The sequence below is a fragment of the Archangium sp. genome, from assembly GCF_036388035.1.
Taxonomy (GTDB): Bacteria; Myxococcota; Myxococcia; order Myxococcales; family Myxococcaceae; genus Archangium.
This window is the reverse complement of the sequence record NZ_DASVSO010000707.1, coordinates 1-15,026: the sequence shown is the minus strand read 5'-3', so window position 1 is coordinate 15,026 and position 15,026 is coordinate 1. Positions and strand designations below refer to the sequence as shown.

The window sequence follows — 15,026 nt, the reverse complement described above, 5'->3', positions numbered from 1 at the left end:
CGCTTGGTGAGGGGGCGGGTTGCCGCGCGAGAGAGGATTGGGTGTCCCTGGCGATAAGGCCGACCCCGCCGGGATTCACGGGCGGGCCGCAGTCCGCCCGGGTGCCCTCCGTGGAGGCGGCCATGGCCCCTCCCGGTTCCGTGGGCCGGAGGGGCGGAGCCGGCGCATTGCGACCGTGAGGCCCGCCTCGCATCTTTCCCCGATGACCGAGGCTCCAGAAGGATTGCGCTACCTGCCGGACTTCCTGTCCGAGGACGAGGAGCGGGCGCTGGTGGAGGAGCTCACCCGGCTCGACTACCGGGAGATCCACATGCACGGCGTGGTGGCCAGGCGCACCGTGGTGCACTACGGCTGGGACTACGGTTACGAGTCCTGGCGCCTCACGCCCGCGCCGCCGCTGCCGCGCTTCCTGGACCCCATCCGGGCCCGCTGTGCCGCCGCCGCGGGGCTCGACCCCTCGGCGCTCGAAGAGGTCCTCATCTCCCGCTATCCACCCGGGGCGAGCATCGGCTGGCACCGCGACGCGCCGATGTTCGGTCCCTGTGTCATTGGCGTCTCACTGCTCGGCCCGGCGCGGATGCGCTTCCGGCGCAAGGTGGGCGAGGCGTTCCAGACCTCCGCGATCGAGCTCGCGCCGCGCTCCGCTTATCTCCTGGCCGGGGCCTCGCGCTCCGTCTGGCAGCACACGCTCTCCCCGGTGAAGACCCTGCGCTATTCGCTGAGCTTCCGGACCGTGTTGGCTTCCCGGGTACGTGAGGCCCCAGCGCCCGCGTAGGTGTGTGCTCGGGGCTTCCCCTGAATCCAGGAAAGGCGTGTAGCATGCGCGGTCCCCCTACCCCGGAGGACTCGAATGGACCGCATCGCCAGAATCGCAGTGGTGTCGTTGGGGTTGTTGCTCGCCCTGACGGGAACGCCGGCCCGTGCCGATGGTCTCGGACACATCCCCTATGGTGACAACTGCTGGGCCACCGGCACGGACGCCGACCGTGACGGGCTCAACGACGACTGTGAGTACAAGGTCGCCTACGCGTTCATGCCCCTCTTCTGGTTCGACAGCGGAGAGAGTGGCTATGCCCGGCGTCCCTACTACGCGGTGAAGAGCACCAGCTTCTCCACCCGGACCCTGCAGATCTTCTACATGGACACCTTCTTCGAGGACTCCGGCGTCAGCACGGGTCACGACGGGGACCCCGAGTTCCAGATCCTCGAGGTCCATTTCTCCGGGGGCAGGTGGTACCTCGATTGGGCCTACCTGTCCGCCCACCGCAAGAGCAGCTGTGACTCGTCCGCCTGGTATTCGTATTCCCAGCTCGAGTACGACACCGCGATCGACTCCCGCAATGCCTATCGCGGCTGGCCCACGCTCTACGTCGCCGAGGACAAGCACGCCACCTACAACAACCTGAGCACCTGCGACAGCGGTTGCTTCGCCCAGGACTATTGCAGCCGCTATGCCTATCAGTACCTCGACACCACGGATCGGCTCGTCTCCCGCAACGTGGGCTCGACGGCGGTGCAGTTGATCAACCAGGTCACCTTCAATGGCAAGACCGAGCGGCTGCTCGATGACGTCGAGTTCAAGGGCTGGGATGACCAGTGGTACAGGCCCAACTCGCAAGGCTATCGCCGCCACCTGAACGACTTCGGGTTCTAGCGCGCCGTGCGGAACGCTCCCGTGCCACCCGGAACCTCGGAACGCCCTGGCGCCAGGGCGCGCGCTCGTGCCTTCGCGGGGCTCGCCGTCATGGCCATGGTGATGGTGCTCGCCGTCACCCTGTGGCCGCGGCGGGCGCCTGACGCGCCTCCCGCGCCCATCCGTGTCATCGAAGGCGGCCCCCCCGTCAGGAGGGAGGCGTCTCCGGCTCCTCCGACTCCCGAGCCCGCCCCGCGCTTGCCCGTCCCGCCGGCCACGTCCGGGGACGCGCTCTCCGCGGCCCTCCACGAGGAGCGGGTGTCGCTCGCGTCCAGCATGGTGGTCGAGGGCATCGACCAGGACCGGCCCTGGGTGTGCGCGGGTGAAGAGCTGAACCTGTCCGCCCGCCTCGGCGGTGAGCCCGAGCCGGGGGCCGTCTATCGCTGGGTGTGGCCCGTCGCCGGAGGGGGTGCCGAGCTGAACCCCGGCCCGACGCTCCAGTGGCGGGCTCCCGCGACGGCGGGCGCGTACCGCGTGCGCTTCCAGGTCTGCACGGATCTCGGAGGGCGGCGCGTCGGCGTGCTGGCCGAGCGGGAGGTGGTGCTCGACGTGCGCGCGTGCGGCGCGGGCGAGGGCCAGCGGCACGAGGCGCTTCGCCTCGGCGTCACCCAGCGAGGGCAGGGGACCTTCACGTTCCAGGCGCTCCACCCAGGCGGCGAGCGCGTCACGGCCTATGCGTGGGACTTCGGCGATGGCTCCACCGCGACCACGACCGAGCCCACCGTCGAGCACACCTATCCGCTCCAGGGACTGGGCTCCCAGGACATCAAGAGCTTCACCGTGAGGCTCCAGGCCCGACTCGACCGGGGCGGGCCGCTGGAGGCCACGGCGTTCGCGCTCGCGCGCGGCCAGCCTCCGGCCGACGCTCCCCCTCCCGTGGATCTGCGCATCTCCCGCTGGCGCCCCAACCCCGAGGGCGGCTGGCGGAGTGACGTGGTGGTGCGCGCCCCGGAAAAGACAGACATCACCTGGGAGCGCCTCGAGCGCATCCTCCTGCACTGGGACGGTCAGGCGGACGTCACCACGCGCGACTGGCGCGAGGTGATCCGTGTGGAAGAGGACCTTGAGCACGGAGGCTTCCGGGGCCACGTGAGGGTGAGCCCCGCGGAGTCCTCTGCGGAGATCAAACAGATCCTCGACTTCCTGTATGGCCACGACGCCACCGGCAAGGAGGTGGTGGTGTCCTGGAGTCCCTTCAAGCGCGAGCCTCCTCCCGAGTCCCCCAGGGCCCTGGAGCCGCCGCCCGCGAAGTAGTGCTCAATGGCAGACACTCGGCCGGCCTCCGCTCCACGCGTTCCCTGCTGATCGTGGGGCGCGGAGGCCTGTCTCGCCCGGGAACCGTCAGACGTCCCATTAAAATGAAACAGGCAGTCCTGTGATTGCCTTTCATCGGGGGAAGCATGCGTTTCCACGTCGTGTCGGGTGTGTCTCTCTGCGCTCTGTCCCTGTCCCTGTTGGTGGCGTGCCCGGCGAAGAACATTCCCGTGCCCGCCCCCAGCCCCACGCCCGCCCCACCCGGGGATCCCTACGCCTGCGGCCAGGCCGAGGGCGTCGAGCCCCAGGCCCGCGCCGGGAAGTTCATCACCGCCGCGCGGGCGGTGCCGGGTGAGTACGTCGTCGTCCTCAAGGCGCCCGCGCCGGGCGAGAAGTCGCTCAAGCCCGCGCTGGCCGCCGAGAGCCTCACGGCGCGGTTCGGCGGCCGTGTGTTCTTCACGTACGAGCATGCGCTGCGGGGCTTCGCGAGCCGGATGACCGAGGAGCAGGCCCGGGCGATGGCCGCCGCCCCCGAGGTGGAGTACGTGGAGCAGAATGGCCTGGTGTCGATCAGCGAGAGCCAGCCCGAGGCCACCTGGGGCATCGACCGGCTCGACCAGCATGACCTGCCGCTCAACCAGACCTACCTCTACAACGCCAGCGGCCGGGGCGTGCATGCCTACATCATCGACACCGGCATTCGCGTCTCGCACAACGAGTTCGGTGGGCGCGCGGAGCACAGCTTCGACTCCATCGAGGATGGCGAGAAGGGCAATGACTGCAACGGGCATGGCACGCACGTGGCCGCCACCGTGGGAGGCAACCTCTACGGCGTGGCCAAGGGCGTGCGGCTCCATGCGGTGCGCGTGCTCAACTGCAAGGGCTCCGGCTCGATCGCCGGGGTGATCGCCGGCGTGGACTGGGTGGCCAACAACCGGCAGCTCCCCGCGGTGGCCAACATGAGCCTGGGGGGCGGCAAGAGCGATGCGCTCGATGACTCGGTGCGCCGGGCCGTCGCCGCGGGCATCACCTTCGTGGTCGCCGCGGGCAACGAGAACGCGGACGCCTGCACGCGCTCCCCGGCGCGTACGTCCGAGGCCATCACCGTGGGCGCCACCAGCAATGACGACGCGCGCGCCTCCTTCTCCAACTGGGGCCGCTGCGTGGACGTCTTCGCCCCGGGCCATGAGATCCTCTCCGCCTGGCCCACCGATGACGCCTCCACCCGCGTCCTCAGCGGAACCTCGATGGCCGCTCCGCACGTGGCCGGCGTCGCCGCGCTCTTCCTGGAGCGCAACGCCTCCGCCACGCCCGCCGCCGTGTCTTCCGCCCTGGTCGACAACTCCACGGACGGCAAGGTGGCCAAGCGGGGCAAGTGCTCGCCCAACCGGCTGATGTTCTCCGGCTTCCTCGACCCCACCCGCCGCCCCTCCGTCCAGACGGCCCAGGACGGGAAGTAGGAAGCACCCGGCACGGGAGACCCACGGCACCCGAACGCTCCGGTGCCGTGGGTCTCGGCGCTCCGGTCCACCTTTGTTTGAGAACAAAGAATCCGGTTCTGTCTCGACTTCTGAGAAAATTTAGATTTCCTGGTTTATACTGACTTCACCTTTCCACCTTCGAGGGTGAAGCCATGCGTCGAAGCGATGTCGCCTCGCTGCTGCTGTCAGCGCTGCTGGTGCTGGGCGGGGCCGGCCGGTCCCTGGCCCAGACGGCCTATGAGCATTTCGAGAGTCCTCAGATCCATCCCGTGCGGCTGACGCCGGACGGGACGAAGCTGCTGGTGACGAACACGGCGGACTCGCGGCTGTCCGTGTTCAGCCTGGCCAGCCCCCAGTCGCCCACGCTGCTGGCGGAGATTCCGGTGGGGCTCGAGCCGGTGTCCGTCAACGCGCGCACCAATGACGAGGTGTGGGTCGTCAACTCCGTCTCCGACAGCATCAGCATCGTCTCGCTGTCGCAGGGCCTCGTGGTGGACACCCTCCTGGTGGGGGACGAGCCGGCGGACGTGGTGTTCGCGGGCTCGCCGCAGCGGGCCTTCGTCTCGGTGTCGCGCCGCAACGAGGTGCGCGTGTATGACCCGAGCACCCGCGCGCTGGTGAAGACGCTTCCCCTCCAGGGCAACAGCCCGCGGGCGCTCGCGGTGAGCCCGAGCGGCGGCAGCGTGTATGCCGCCTTCGCGCTGTCCGGCAACCGCACCACCGTCATCCCGGCGGCCTCCGCTCCGCCCCAGCCCGCCCCCACCAACTCCAGCCTGCCGGCGCCTCCGCAGGTGGGCCTCATCGTGGACGCGAAGGATCCGAACTGGACCTCGGTGGTCCGCTACACGATGCCGGACAACGACGTGGTGGAGATCAACGCGGGCACCCAGACGGTGACGCGCTACTTCTCGCGCGTGGGCACGGTGAACCTGGGCCTGGCGGTGCAGCCCACCACCGGCACCCTGTACGTGGCCAACACGGACGCGCGCAACCTCGTGCGCTTCGAGCCCACGTTGCGCGGCCACATCGTGGACAACCGCGTCACCCGCATCACCACCGCCAGCACCCCCGTCATCACCCCGGTGGACCTCAACCCGGGCATCGACTACTCGGTGCTGCCCAACGCCAGCGCGAAGAGCACCGCGCTCGCCCAGCCCACGGACCTCGTCTTCGAGCCCTCCGGCTCCTTCGCGTGGGTGGCCGCCTTCGGCACGGACCGGGTGGCGCGCATCGACGCCAACGGGGCCGTGGTGGCTCGCGTGGAGGTGGGCCCCTCCACCGGCTCCACCGTCAACCCTCGCACCAAGCGCGGCCCGCGCGGTCTGGCGCTGCACGGTGCCTCCGGCTCCCTCTACGTCGTCAACCGCATCTCCAACACGCTCTCCGTGGTGAATACCTCGACGGCTGCCGTGGTGAAGGAGCTGGCGGTGGGCACCTTCGATCCCAGCTCCACCGTCATCCGCCAGGGGCGCGGCTTCCTCTATGACGCCAAGCTGTCCGGCAACGGCACCGCCTCGTGCGCCTCGTGCCACATCGACGCCGAGCTGGACATGCTCGCCTGGGACCTGGGCAACCCGGGCGGCACCATGCAGACGGTGGTGGACCCGGTCTCCGGCTCCTTCTCCCTGCACCCCATGAAGGGCCCCATGACGACGCAGACACTCAAGGGCCTCAAGGCCAACGCGCCCTTCCACTGGCGCGGGGACAAGGCCTCCTTCAACGACTTCAACGGGGCCTTCGCCGCGCTGATGGGCGGCTCGCAGCTCGCGTCCGCGGACATGCAGGCCTTCGCTGACTTCATCACCACGGTGCGCCTGGCCCCCAACCCCCACCGCAACCGGGACGACACGCTGCCCACCAGCTTCGCCGGCGCGGACCCGCGGGCTGGGGAGAACACCTTCCTCAACGAGCAGTTCCGCAGCGGCGTGACGTGCAACGGCTGCCACACCGCCACCACGGGCGGCACCAACCGCGTCATCATCTCGGCCGCCGCCATCCAGGAGTCGCAGCCCATGAAGGTGGCGCACCTGCGCAACCTCTACCAGAAGAACGGTTTCCGGAAGACGGTGGGCGGCAGCAGCGTGGATGGTGTCGGCTTCATCCACGACGGCTCAATCGCCACGCTCGATGAGTTCCTCGCGCAGCCCGTCTTCGGCTCCTTCTCCACGGACCCGACGCGCCGCGCCAACCTCAACGCCTACCTGCTGTGCTTCCCCACCGGCATGGCCCCCGCCGTGGGCTACGCGCGCACCGTCAGCTCCGCCAACGCCACCAGCACGGCCGTGTCCTCCGACGTCTCCCTGCTCCAGGCCCAGGCCCAGGCGGGGAAGATCGACCTCATCCTCAAGGGCAAGGTGAACGGCGTGGTGCGCGGCCTCTACTTCAACCCGCTCACCAAGGTGTACGACGTGGATGCGTCCGGGGCCGCCAGCATGACCTGGGCACAGCTCCAGTCCTCGGCCGCCTCGGGCAGCTCGCTCTTCACGCTGATGGGCGTGCCGCCGGGCACGGGCGTCCGCATGGGCATCGACCGCGATGCCGATGGCGTCCTCGACGCCAACGAGTGAGTCACGCTCGCGGGTGACTCGACGGGGCAGGGGGCGCTCGTTCGTGCGGGGCTCCCTCCTGCCCACCCCAGAGGGGCCGTTACTGGCCCTGGGATTCGCCCTGGGGCTGTGAGGCCCGCATGGCCGCGTGCACCTTGTCGCGCAGGGCCTGCTTGCGCTGCCGGAGCTGTTGCTTCTGCTCGTCGGTGAGCTGACCCCCACCGGCCTGGAGCTGGGCGGTCGCGTCCTCCCGGAGCTCGCGGGCCTCGGCGAGGAACGCGTCCGCCTGGGCGCGCGAGAGGCGTCCGCGGTCGACGGCGCGGTCCAGCCGCCGCTCCATGCGCTCGAGCCTGCGGAGCATCCGCGCATCCCTGTCGCCGTGCCCCTTCTTGCCGTGCGGGGCCTCCCGCGGGGCGGCAGCGGGTGCCTGCTGCGCGAGCACGGGGGCGGCGAACAGCAGCGAGGCAACGGCGGCGGACAGGGCGAGCTTCAGGCGCATGGCGGGATCTCCTGGCAGGTGAACGCCGGGGCATGGCTCTCGGCGTCCTCTGCTCTTCAAAACCCCGGAGCCGGCCGAAGGTTAAATCCGGCTCAGGCGCGCTTGCGGCGGGCCACCACCTCGAAGGGCGCCGCGTCGATGCGCACCCCCACGTACGAGGGGAAGCGCGGCACGCCGTCGTTGGACAACTCCTGGTAGCGGAAGGTGATGATGGTGCCCAGGGCGGGCGGGTTCTCGCGCTCCTGATCCGACAGGCCCGTGCCCACGGAGAAGCGGGTGCCGTCGCGCAGCTCCACCTCCAGCGCGCCCAGCCGGCCCTTGTGTCGGCCCGCGCCCGCGGCGTGCCCCACCACGCGCGCCTCGTCGTCCTTGAAGCTCTTCACCTTCAGCAGCGTGTGCGAGCGGCCGGGCTCGTAGCGCGAGCCGGGCTTGCGCAGCATCAGCCCCTCGCCCCCGAGCCCCTCCACCCGCGCCAGCTCCTCGCGCAGGTGCGCCACGCTCCGGCAGGGCTCGTGCTGCAGCCACTCGGCGTAGGGCGGCGCCACGTCCTCCACGTACTGCTGGCAGTGCGCGAGCCGCTCCTCGAAGGGCGCGTCCATCCCCGGCGCGTCGAAGACGACGAAGGCCAGCTCCTTCCAGTCATCGCTCCGGTCCTGCCGCCGCACGATGCTCACCGTGCGCTGGAACTTCTTGCGCCCGCCGAACAGCTCCCCGTCCAGCGGGTAGTCCGGCAGCTTCGCGGTGAACCAGTCGGGCGCGAAGAACGGGTTGCCCTGGCGGGAGAAGAACTGCTTCCCATCCCAGTAGGCGCGCACGCCGTCGAGCTTCTCGCTCATCCACCAGCCCGTCAGGTCGACGTCGTTCTCCCAGGAGTGCGCCAGCAGCAGCGGCGGGGCGGTGACGGCGTCCGAGGCCGGGGTGCCGCTCGCGCTCGCCCGGGGGCGGACGTTGCGCGTCACGTTCCGGGCCGGCGCGCTGGTCTCCGAGGCGCCCACCCGGGCGTTCTCCGCCGCTTCCCCCCGGACCTGGCGCAGGTGCTTGCACGTGCGCCGCTCGATGGCCACCGACTGGTTCCTCCAGGCCGGGCACGAGCACGAGTACACCCCGCCCGTGTTCTTCAGGATGTACGGCTTGGAGCCAGAGCCCTTCACCTCGACCTGGGCGCCGTCCGCGATGTCAGCCACGAGTCCCTCCCTTGGTGCGCCGCATTCCCCTCGCGGCGACGAGAAGAATCGTATCCGGGAGGTCTGACATGAACGGAGGACCGGAGAGGGCGGGAGGGCCGCTTGACCTCCGAGGGAAGCTGGACGCGCGGGCTACCCTCCAGGTCCAGCGCCCATCGCCTCGGAGCCGCCCTCCCGGGCCGGCACCTCGTAGAGGTAGATGGGGGTGCGGTACAGGTCGTCGACCACGAGGGTGCGGAGGGGCTTCCACCCTCGGAGCGCGAAGGTGTGACTGAGGATGCGCGTCCCCGGGGCGAGCTCTCCGGACAGCTTGGGCGCCAGCCGCGTCATGGCACCGGGAAAGAGGTAGCAGACGACGACCGAGGCCCCCGAGAAGGGCGCGCGGAAGAAGTCCTCGCGCACGAGCTGGAGGTTGGCGCGGGGAACGAGCCGTTGGCGCAGCCGCGAGAAGGCGTAGGGGAGGGGAGACAGCTCGAAGGCCACCACCCGGGCGCGAGGGCAGTGGTCCGCCAGCGCGAAGGCCAGCGTTCCCCAGCCCGAGCCCAGCTCCAGGACGGTGCCCTCCAGGTCCGCTGGGAGCAGGGAGAGCAACTGGTGGCGGACCTTCCCCGAGGTGGGCATGGGCGAGATGCCGGTCCGCAGCGAGTGGAAGACGATGGACAACATCCCCGCCAGGAGGAGGGCCAGCAGCAGCAGGAAGAGGAGGGCACCCGCCGTACTCACGGGGCGCATGCTACCCCCATCGCCGGAGTTGAAGCGGTTGACGAAGTCCTTCAGGTGCTCCCGCTCCGTCGGGGTGCGTGTTCCTCCATGCTACCGTCCTTGCCCGGCGCCCTCGGAGCGCCCGCTGTCCTGGGGAGGGAAAACATGGAGAAGAAGGTCATCGCGTTCGTCGTGTACCCGGAGGTGACGCCGCTGGATCTGGTGGGGCCGCTCCAGGTGCTCAAGCCGCTGGAGAACTTCGGGCCCTTCGAGGTCGTCACGGTGGGCGAGCGCCTGGAGCCCATCACCACGGATCTGGGGATGCGGATCCTCCCGGAGCGCACGTTCGCTGACGTCCCGAAGCCCTTCGCCCTCGTTCTTCCGGGCGGCGTGCTGGGCCCCATCCAGGCCATCACCCACGAGCCCCTCATGGCCTACGTCCGCTCGGCGGGGCAGGGCGCCGAGGTGCTGGCCTCGGTGTGCACCGGCTCGCTCATCCTCGCGGCGGCCGGGCTGCTCGAGGGCCGGAAGGCCACCACGCACTGGTCCTTCCTCGACGCGCTCGGTCAGTTCGGTGCCCAGCCCACGCGCGAGCGGTGGGTGGAGGATGGCAAGGCGATCACCGCGGCCGGTGTGTCGGCGGGGATCGACATGGGGCTCGCCCTGGCCTCGCGGCTCGCGGGGGAGACCGTCGCCCGGAGCATTCAGGCCATCATCGAGTACGACCCCCAGCCGCCCTTCGGGGCCGTCGACTGGGCCTGGGTCGAGCGGGCCGACCTCAAGCGCTCCCTGCTCACCCCCTACGTGCCCGCCATCCAGAAGATCCTCGCGGGCCGGCCGGAGCTGCTGGCGAAGCTTCTCCCGTGAGGTGACGGAGGGGCGCCGGCACCGCCGCCCGGGTGTTCGTTTCTGGGACGACACTTTTCACAACCGGGCAGCCCCCTCCGGGGCTCCCCCCGCCTTCTGAGTCATTCCAAGGGGTTGCGGGCACGTTTTGTCCTGGCACGACCTTCGCTGAGGGTCGGGACGTGGACATCCCCAAGAAACCCAAATCCCGTCAGAAGCCCTGGCTCCTCCTGGGCCTCAGCGTGCTCGTGCTGGTCGGCGTGACGGTGGGCCTCTCCCGCCTGCGCGCCGCGGCTCCCACGGTGGAGCGCAGCGGCGTGTGGCTCGACACGGTGAAGCGCGGGCCCATGGTGCGCCAGGTGAAGGGGGCGGGCACACTGGTGCCCGAGCGCATCCGCTGGCTCACCGCCGACACGGCGGGCCGCGTCGAGCGCATCCACGTCCGGCCCGGCACCGTGGTGGAGCCGGGGACGATCCTCCTCGAGCTGTCCAACCCGGACGTCCAGCTCCAGGCCCTGGAGGCCGAGCGCCAGCTCGCGAGCGCCGAGGCGGAGCTCATCGCCCTGCGCACCAGCCTGGAGACGCAGCGCATCTCCCAGGAGGCGACGATCGCCACCCTGCAGGCCGAGGCCACCCACGCCGAGAGCCAGGCGAAGGCCACCGTGGCGCTGCTCGACCGCTCCCTCGTGCCGACGCTGGAGGTCGAGCAGGCCAAGGGCAAGGCGGGCGAGATGACCACGCGGTTGAGCCTCGAGCGCCAGCGCCTCGCCGTGGTCCAGTCCAGCACGCGCGAGCAGCTCGCGGCCCAGGCGGGGCAGATTGAAAGGTTGAAGGCGGTGGCGCGCTTCCGCCGGACCCAGGTGGAGTCCATGCAGGTGAGGGCGGGCGAGCCCGGGGTGTTGTCCGAGCTGCCGCTGGAGCTGGGGCAGTGGGTGACGCCGGGCACGGTGCTGGCGAAGGTGGTGCAGCCCGAGCGGCTGAAGGCGGAGCTGCGCATCGCGGAGACGCAGGCGCGGGACATCCAGCTCGGCCAGCGGGCGGAGGTGGACACGCGCAACGGGGTGGTGGAGGGCGTGGTGGCGCGCATCGCTCCGTCGGCGAGCCAGGGCACGGTGCGCGTGGAGGTGACGCTCACGGGCGAGCTGCCCAAGGGCGCCCGTCCGGACCTCACCGTGGAGGGCACGGTGGAGCTGGAGCGGCTGGGCAGCGTGCTGTCGGTGGGCCGGCCCGCGGGCGCGCAGCCCAACGCCACGGTGTCGCTCTTCCGGCTGGTGGCGGGCAGTGACGAGGCGGTGCGCGTCCCGGTGCAGCTCGGCCGGGGCTCGGTGAATTCCATCGAGGTCGTCCAGGGCCTCGCCGAGGGGGATCAGGTGGTGCTCTCGGACATGACCGCGTGGGACGCGGTGGAGCGGGTGAGGCTGCGATGACGGCGATGACGGTGGTTCAGGCTCAGGAGAAGGCTCACGTGGATAGCCCGGCGATGGCGCAACAGAAGGCCCTCCTCCAGCTCGAGGGCGTGACGAAGGTGTTCGAGACGGAGGAGGTGGAGACGCACGCGCTCTCCGACGTGCACTTCACGGTGCGCCCCGGGGAGTGGGTCTCCATCGTGGGGCCCTCCGGCTCGGGGAAGACGACGCTGCTGGCGGTGCTGGGGCTGCTCGACACGGCCTCGAAGGGCACCTACCTGCTGGATGGCCGGTCCGTGTTGGACCTGTCCCCGGCGGAGCGGGCGCTGGTGCGCAACCAGCACATCGGCTTCATCTTCCAGAGCTTCAACCTGATTGGCGATCTCTCCGTCTACGAGAACGTGGAGCTGCCGCTCACCTATCGCGGCATGCCGGCGGACGAGCGTCGCCAGCGGGTGGAGCGGGCGCTGGAGCGGGTGGGCATGGGCCACCGGGCGCGGCACATGCCAGGGCAGCTCTCCGGCGGTCAGCAGCAGCGCGTGGCCGTGGCGCGCGCCGTGGCGGGAGATCCGCTCATCCTCCTGGCCGACGAGCCCACCGGTAACCTGGACTCGAAGAACGGCGAGCAGGTGATGCAGCTCCTCTCCGAGCTCCACAAGGGCGGCGCCACCCTCATCATGGTGACGCATGACCCGAACCAGGCGCGGCTCGGCACGCGCACGGTGAGCCTCTTCGACGGCCGCGTCGTCCAGGACGAGCGCCTCCGCTGAACCCCTGAAGTCCTCCCCCCCTCTCGGGAACCCCCTCATGGACACCTTCCTCCAGGACGCTCGCTTCGCGCTGCGTCTGCTCCGCAAGAACCTGGGCTTCACGCTGGCCGCCGTCGTCACGCTGGCGCTCGGCATCGGCGCCAACACCGCCATCTTCAGCGTGGTGAACGGCGTGTTGCTGCGCCCGCTGCCGTACCAGGACCCGGAGCGGCTCGTGCTCATCCATGAGACCGCACCCAACTTCCCGGAGATGAGTGTCAGCCTCCCCGACTTCGTGGACTGGAGGGAGCGCCAGCGGACCTTCACCGACCTGGCGGGCTATCGCAACAACGTGGGGTATGACCTCACCGGGGTGGACATTCCCGAGCGGCTCACCGCCCGGCTGGCGAGTGCCTCGCTCCTTCCCATTCTCGGAGTGCAGCCGGCGCTGGGGCGCAACTTCCTTCCCGAGGAGGACACCCGGGGCGGGCCTCCCGTGGTGATGCTCTCGCATGGCTTCTGGGTGCGGCGCTTCGCCCAGGATCGGAACATCCTTGGCCGGACGTTGACGCTCAGTGGCGTGCCCCACACCGTGGTGGGCGTGTTGCCGGCGGACTTTCGCTTCAACGTGGATCGGGACATCTGGGTGCCCCTGTCCCGCTCGGACGCCCGGCTCTTCGAGCAGCGTGGCAACCACCCGGGGCTGTACGTGATGGGGCGGCTCAAGCCCGGCGTGACGCTCGAGCAGGCGAGGGCGGACCTCGAGGGCATTGGCCGCGTGCTGCTGGAGACTCAGTCGGATGGCAACAAGAGCAATGTGATGCCGCGGGCCCACCTGCTCCACGAGTACCTGGTGAGGGAGCTGCGTCCCAGCCTGCTGGCCCTCATGGCGGCGGTGGGCTTCGTGCTGCTGATCGCCGCCATCAACGTGGTCAACCTGCTGCTCGCCCGAGGCACGGCGCGCCAGCGGGAGCTGGTCATCCGGGCCTCGCTGGGGGCGGGGCGCGGCCGGCTCATCCGCCAGATGCTGGTGGAGTCCGCGCTGCTGGCGCTGGTGGGCGGCGGGTTCGGCCTGGTGCTGGCCCTGTGGGGCGTGGACCTCCTCGCGGCTTCGCGGCCGGAGAGCATTCCCACGGTCACGAGCTTCTCCGTGGACGGGCAGGTGCTCGGCTTCACGCTCGTGCTGTCGCTCGGGGTGGGCGTGCTGCTCGGCCTGTTGCCGGCGCTCCGGGCCAGCCAGGTGTCGCTGGTGGAAACGCTCAAGGACACGGGGGCGGGTGCCCCGCGGTTCCGTGGGCGGGCGCGTGACGCGCTCGTGGTGGCCGAGGTGGCGCTGGCCCTCATGCTGCTGGTGGGCGCGGGGCTGCTGGCGCGCACCTTCCTGCGGATCAGCCAACTGGAGATGGGCTTCAAGCCCGAGAGCGTGCTCACCCTGCGCATGTCCCTGCCGGAGAACCGTTTCGCGGGAGCGGACGCGATGCGGGCCTTTCCCGAGCAGGTGCTCGAACGGCTGAAGGGGACGCCCGGCGTGCGCTCGGTGACGTATGCCAGCGGGCTGCCCCTGGCCGGTTTCTCCGAGACGAGCTTCCAGATCGAGGGGCGGCCCCCGCTGCCGCTGTCGGAGGCTCCGCTGGCCGCCTTCTTCGTCACCGCCTCCAACTACTTCGAGACCCTGGGCACCCCCATCATCGAAGGACGCGGGTTCCTGCCCACGGATCGCAAGGGCAGCGCGCAGGTCGTCGTGGTGGACGAGGCGCTGGCCAGGCACTTCTTCCCCGGCCGCAGCGCATTGGGCGAGCGGATCAGCGTGAATGGGGGCAGACAGGTCATGGAGATCGTCGGGGTGGCGAAGCACGTCGTCGCCTATGGCCCCGGCGAGAACGAGCCCGCTCCCGTCCAGTTCTACATTCCCTTCCAGCAGATCCCGGACGAGGTCCTGCCGTTCATGGGGCGCTCGCTGTTCGTCGCGGTTCGCGGCGAGGGAGACGCGAACGCGCTGGTGCCGATGGTGCGCCAGGAGTTCAAGGCGATCGATCCGGACCAGGCGCTGGCGGAGCTGGCCACCATGGACTCGCTGGTGCGGGGGGCGCTGGCGCAGCGCCAGTTCATCCTCGGGCTCGTGGGTCTGTTCGCCGTGCTGGCCCTGGTGCTCGCGAGCATCGGCATCTACAGCGTCATGTCCTACACGGTGGCGCTGCGCACCCGCGAGATGGGCATCCGCATCGCGCTGGGGGCCCGGGGCGTGGACGTCGTGCGGCTGGTGGTGGGCTATGGGGTGCGGCTGGCCGCCATCGGGGTGGTGGTGGGCGCCCTGGGCGCGGGCGTGCTCACCCGGCTGCTCGGCAGCCTGTTGCAGGGGGTGGAAGCGACGGATCCCCTGACGTTCACCGCGACGGCCGGGGTGCTCGCGGCCGTGGCCGTGCTCGCGAGCTGGGTGCCGGCGCGGCGCGCGGTGCGGGTGGATCCCGTCGAGAGCCTCCGCGCCGACTGAAGTGGAGCGATCACGTCATGCCCGAGCCCCTCATCTCCCTGCGCGACATCGAGAAGTCCTACCCCCTGGCGGGCGGCCGCACCTGGGTGCTGCGCCGCATCGCGCTGGACATCCAGCCCGGCGAGTTCGTCACGCTGATGGGCCCCTCCGGCGCGGGCAAGTCCACGCTGCTGTC

At 70.5% G+C, this 15,026-nt stretch carries 13 protein-coding genes; 10 read left to right on the top strand and 3 right to left on the bottom strand.

From position 1 onward, the window contains the following. Positions 1-202: 202 nt before the first annotated feature. From VF697_RS29140 to VF697_RS29120, 5 genes are all read left to right on the top strand, one after another. Positions 203-775, top strand: coding sequence for an alpha-ketoglutarate-dependent dioxygenase AlkB (locus VF697_RS29140; RefSeq protein ID WP_331100011.1), 573 nt, complete (start codon positions 203-205; stop codon positions 773-775). A 75-nt stretch (positions 776-850) separates the two neighbouring features. Further along, complete coding sequence (locus VF697_RS29135) at positions 851-1,654, top strand: hypothetical protein (protein WP_331100010.1); 804 nt, start codon at positions 851-853, stop codon at positions 1,652-1,654. A gap of 90 nt (positions 1,655-1,744) precedes the next feature. Further along, positions 1,745-2,947 carry a PKD domain-containing protein gene (locus VF697_RS29130; protein WP_331100009.1) on the top strand — a complete coding sequence of 401 codons (1,203 nt, stop codon included), beginning with the start codon at positions 1,745-1,747 and terminating at the stop codon, positions 2,945-2,947. A gap of 170 nt (positions 2,948-3,117) precedes the next feature. Next, positions 3,118-4,407 carry a S8 family peptidase gene (locus VF697_RS29125; protein WP_331100008.1) on the top strand — a complete coding sequence of 430 codons (1,290 nt, stop codon included), beginning with the start codon at positions 3,118-3,120 and terminating at the stop codon, positions 4,405-4,407. A gap of 173 nt (positions 4,408-4,580) precedes the next feature. Beyond that, the gene (locus tag VF697_RS29120) at positions 4,581-6,995 is read left to right on the top strand and encodes a YncE family protein (RefSeq protein WP_331100007.1); all 2,415 of its coding nucleotides are present in this window, start codon (positions 4,581-4,583) and stop codon (positions 6,993-6,995) included. 79 nt (positions 6,996-7,074) lie between these two features. Here VF697_RS29120 and VF697_RS29115 read toward each other — a convergent pair whose 3' ends face one another. From VF697_RS29115 to VF697_RS29105, 3 genes are all read right to left on the bottom strand, one after another. Next, positions 7,075-7,473, bottom strand: coding sequence for a hypothetical protein (locus VF697_RS29115; protein ID WP_331100006.1), 399 nt, complete (start codon positions 7,471-7,473; stop codon positions 7,075-7,077). 92 nt (positions 7,474-7,565) lie between these two features. Further along, positions 7,566-8,657: a DNA ligase gene (locus VF697_RS29110; protein ID WP_331100005.1), complete on the bottom strand. Its 1,092-nt coding sequence runs from the start codon at positions 8,655-8,657 to the stop codon at positions 7,566-7,568. 132 nt (positions 8,658-8,789) lie between these two features. After that, positions 8,790-9,389 carry a class I SAM-dependent methyltransferase gene (locus VF697_RS29105; RefSeq protein ID WP_331100004.1) on the bottom strand — a complete coding sequence of 200 codons (600 nt, stop codon included), beginning with the start codon at positions 9,387-9,389 and terminating at the stop codon, positions 8,790-8,792. A 135-nt stretch (positions 9,390-9,524) separates the two neighbouring features. Here VF697_RS29105 and VF697_RS29100 point away from each other — a divergent pair, with 135 nt between their 5' ends. The 5 genes from VF697_RS29100 to VF697_RS29080 all read left to right on the top strand — a co-directional run. Then, on the top strand, positions 9,525-10,226 hold the full coding sequence (locus tag VF697_RS29100) for a DJ-1/PfpI family protein (protein ID WP_331100003.1): 702 nt from the start codon (positions 9,525-9,527) through the stop codon (positions 10,224-10,226). Between the two features lie 161 nt (positions 10,227-10,387). Further along, entirely contained in the window at positions 10,388-11,632 is a 1,245-nt protein-coding gene (locus VF697_RS29095) for an HlyD family secretion protein (RefSeq protein WP_331100002.1), read from the top strand. 53 nt (positions 11,633-11,685) lie between these two features. Continuing rightward, positions 11,686-12,381: an ABC transporter ATP-binding protein gene (locus VF697_RS29090; RefSeq protein WP_331100001.1), complete on the top strand. Its 696-nt coding sequence runs from the start codon at positions 11,686-11,688 to the stop codon at positions 12,379-12,381. Positions 12,382-12,418: 37 nt separating this feature from the next. Next, positions 12,419-14,851 (top strand): ABC transporter permease, encoded by a 2,433-nt coding sequence (locus VF697_RS29085; RefSeq protein WP_331100000.1) that lies wholly within the window; start codon positions 12,419-12,421, stop codon positions 14,849-14,851. Between the two features lie 17 nt (positions 14,852-14,868). Then, a partial coding sequence (locus VF697_RS29080; RefSeq protein ID WP_331100012.1) for an ATP-binding cassette domain-containing protein occupies positions 14,869-15,026 on the top strand: 158 nt, incomplete at its 3' end.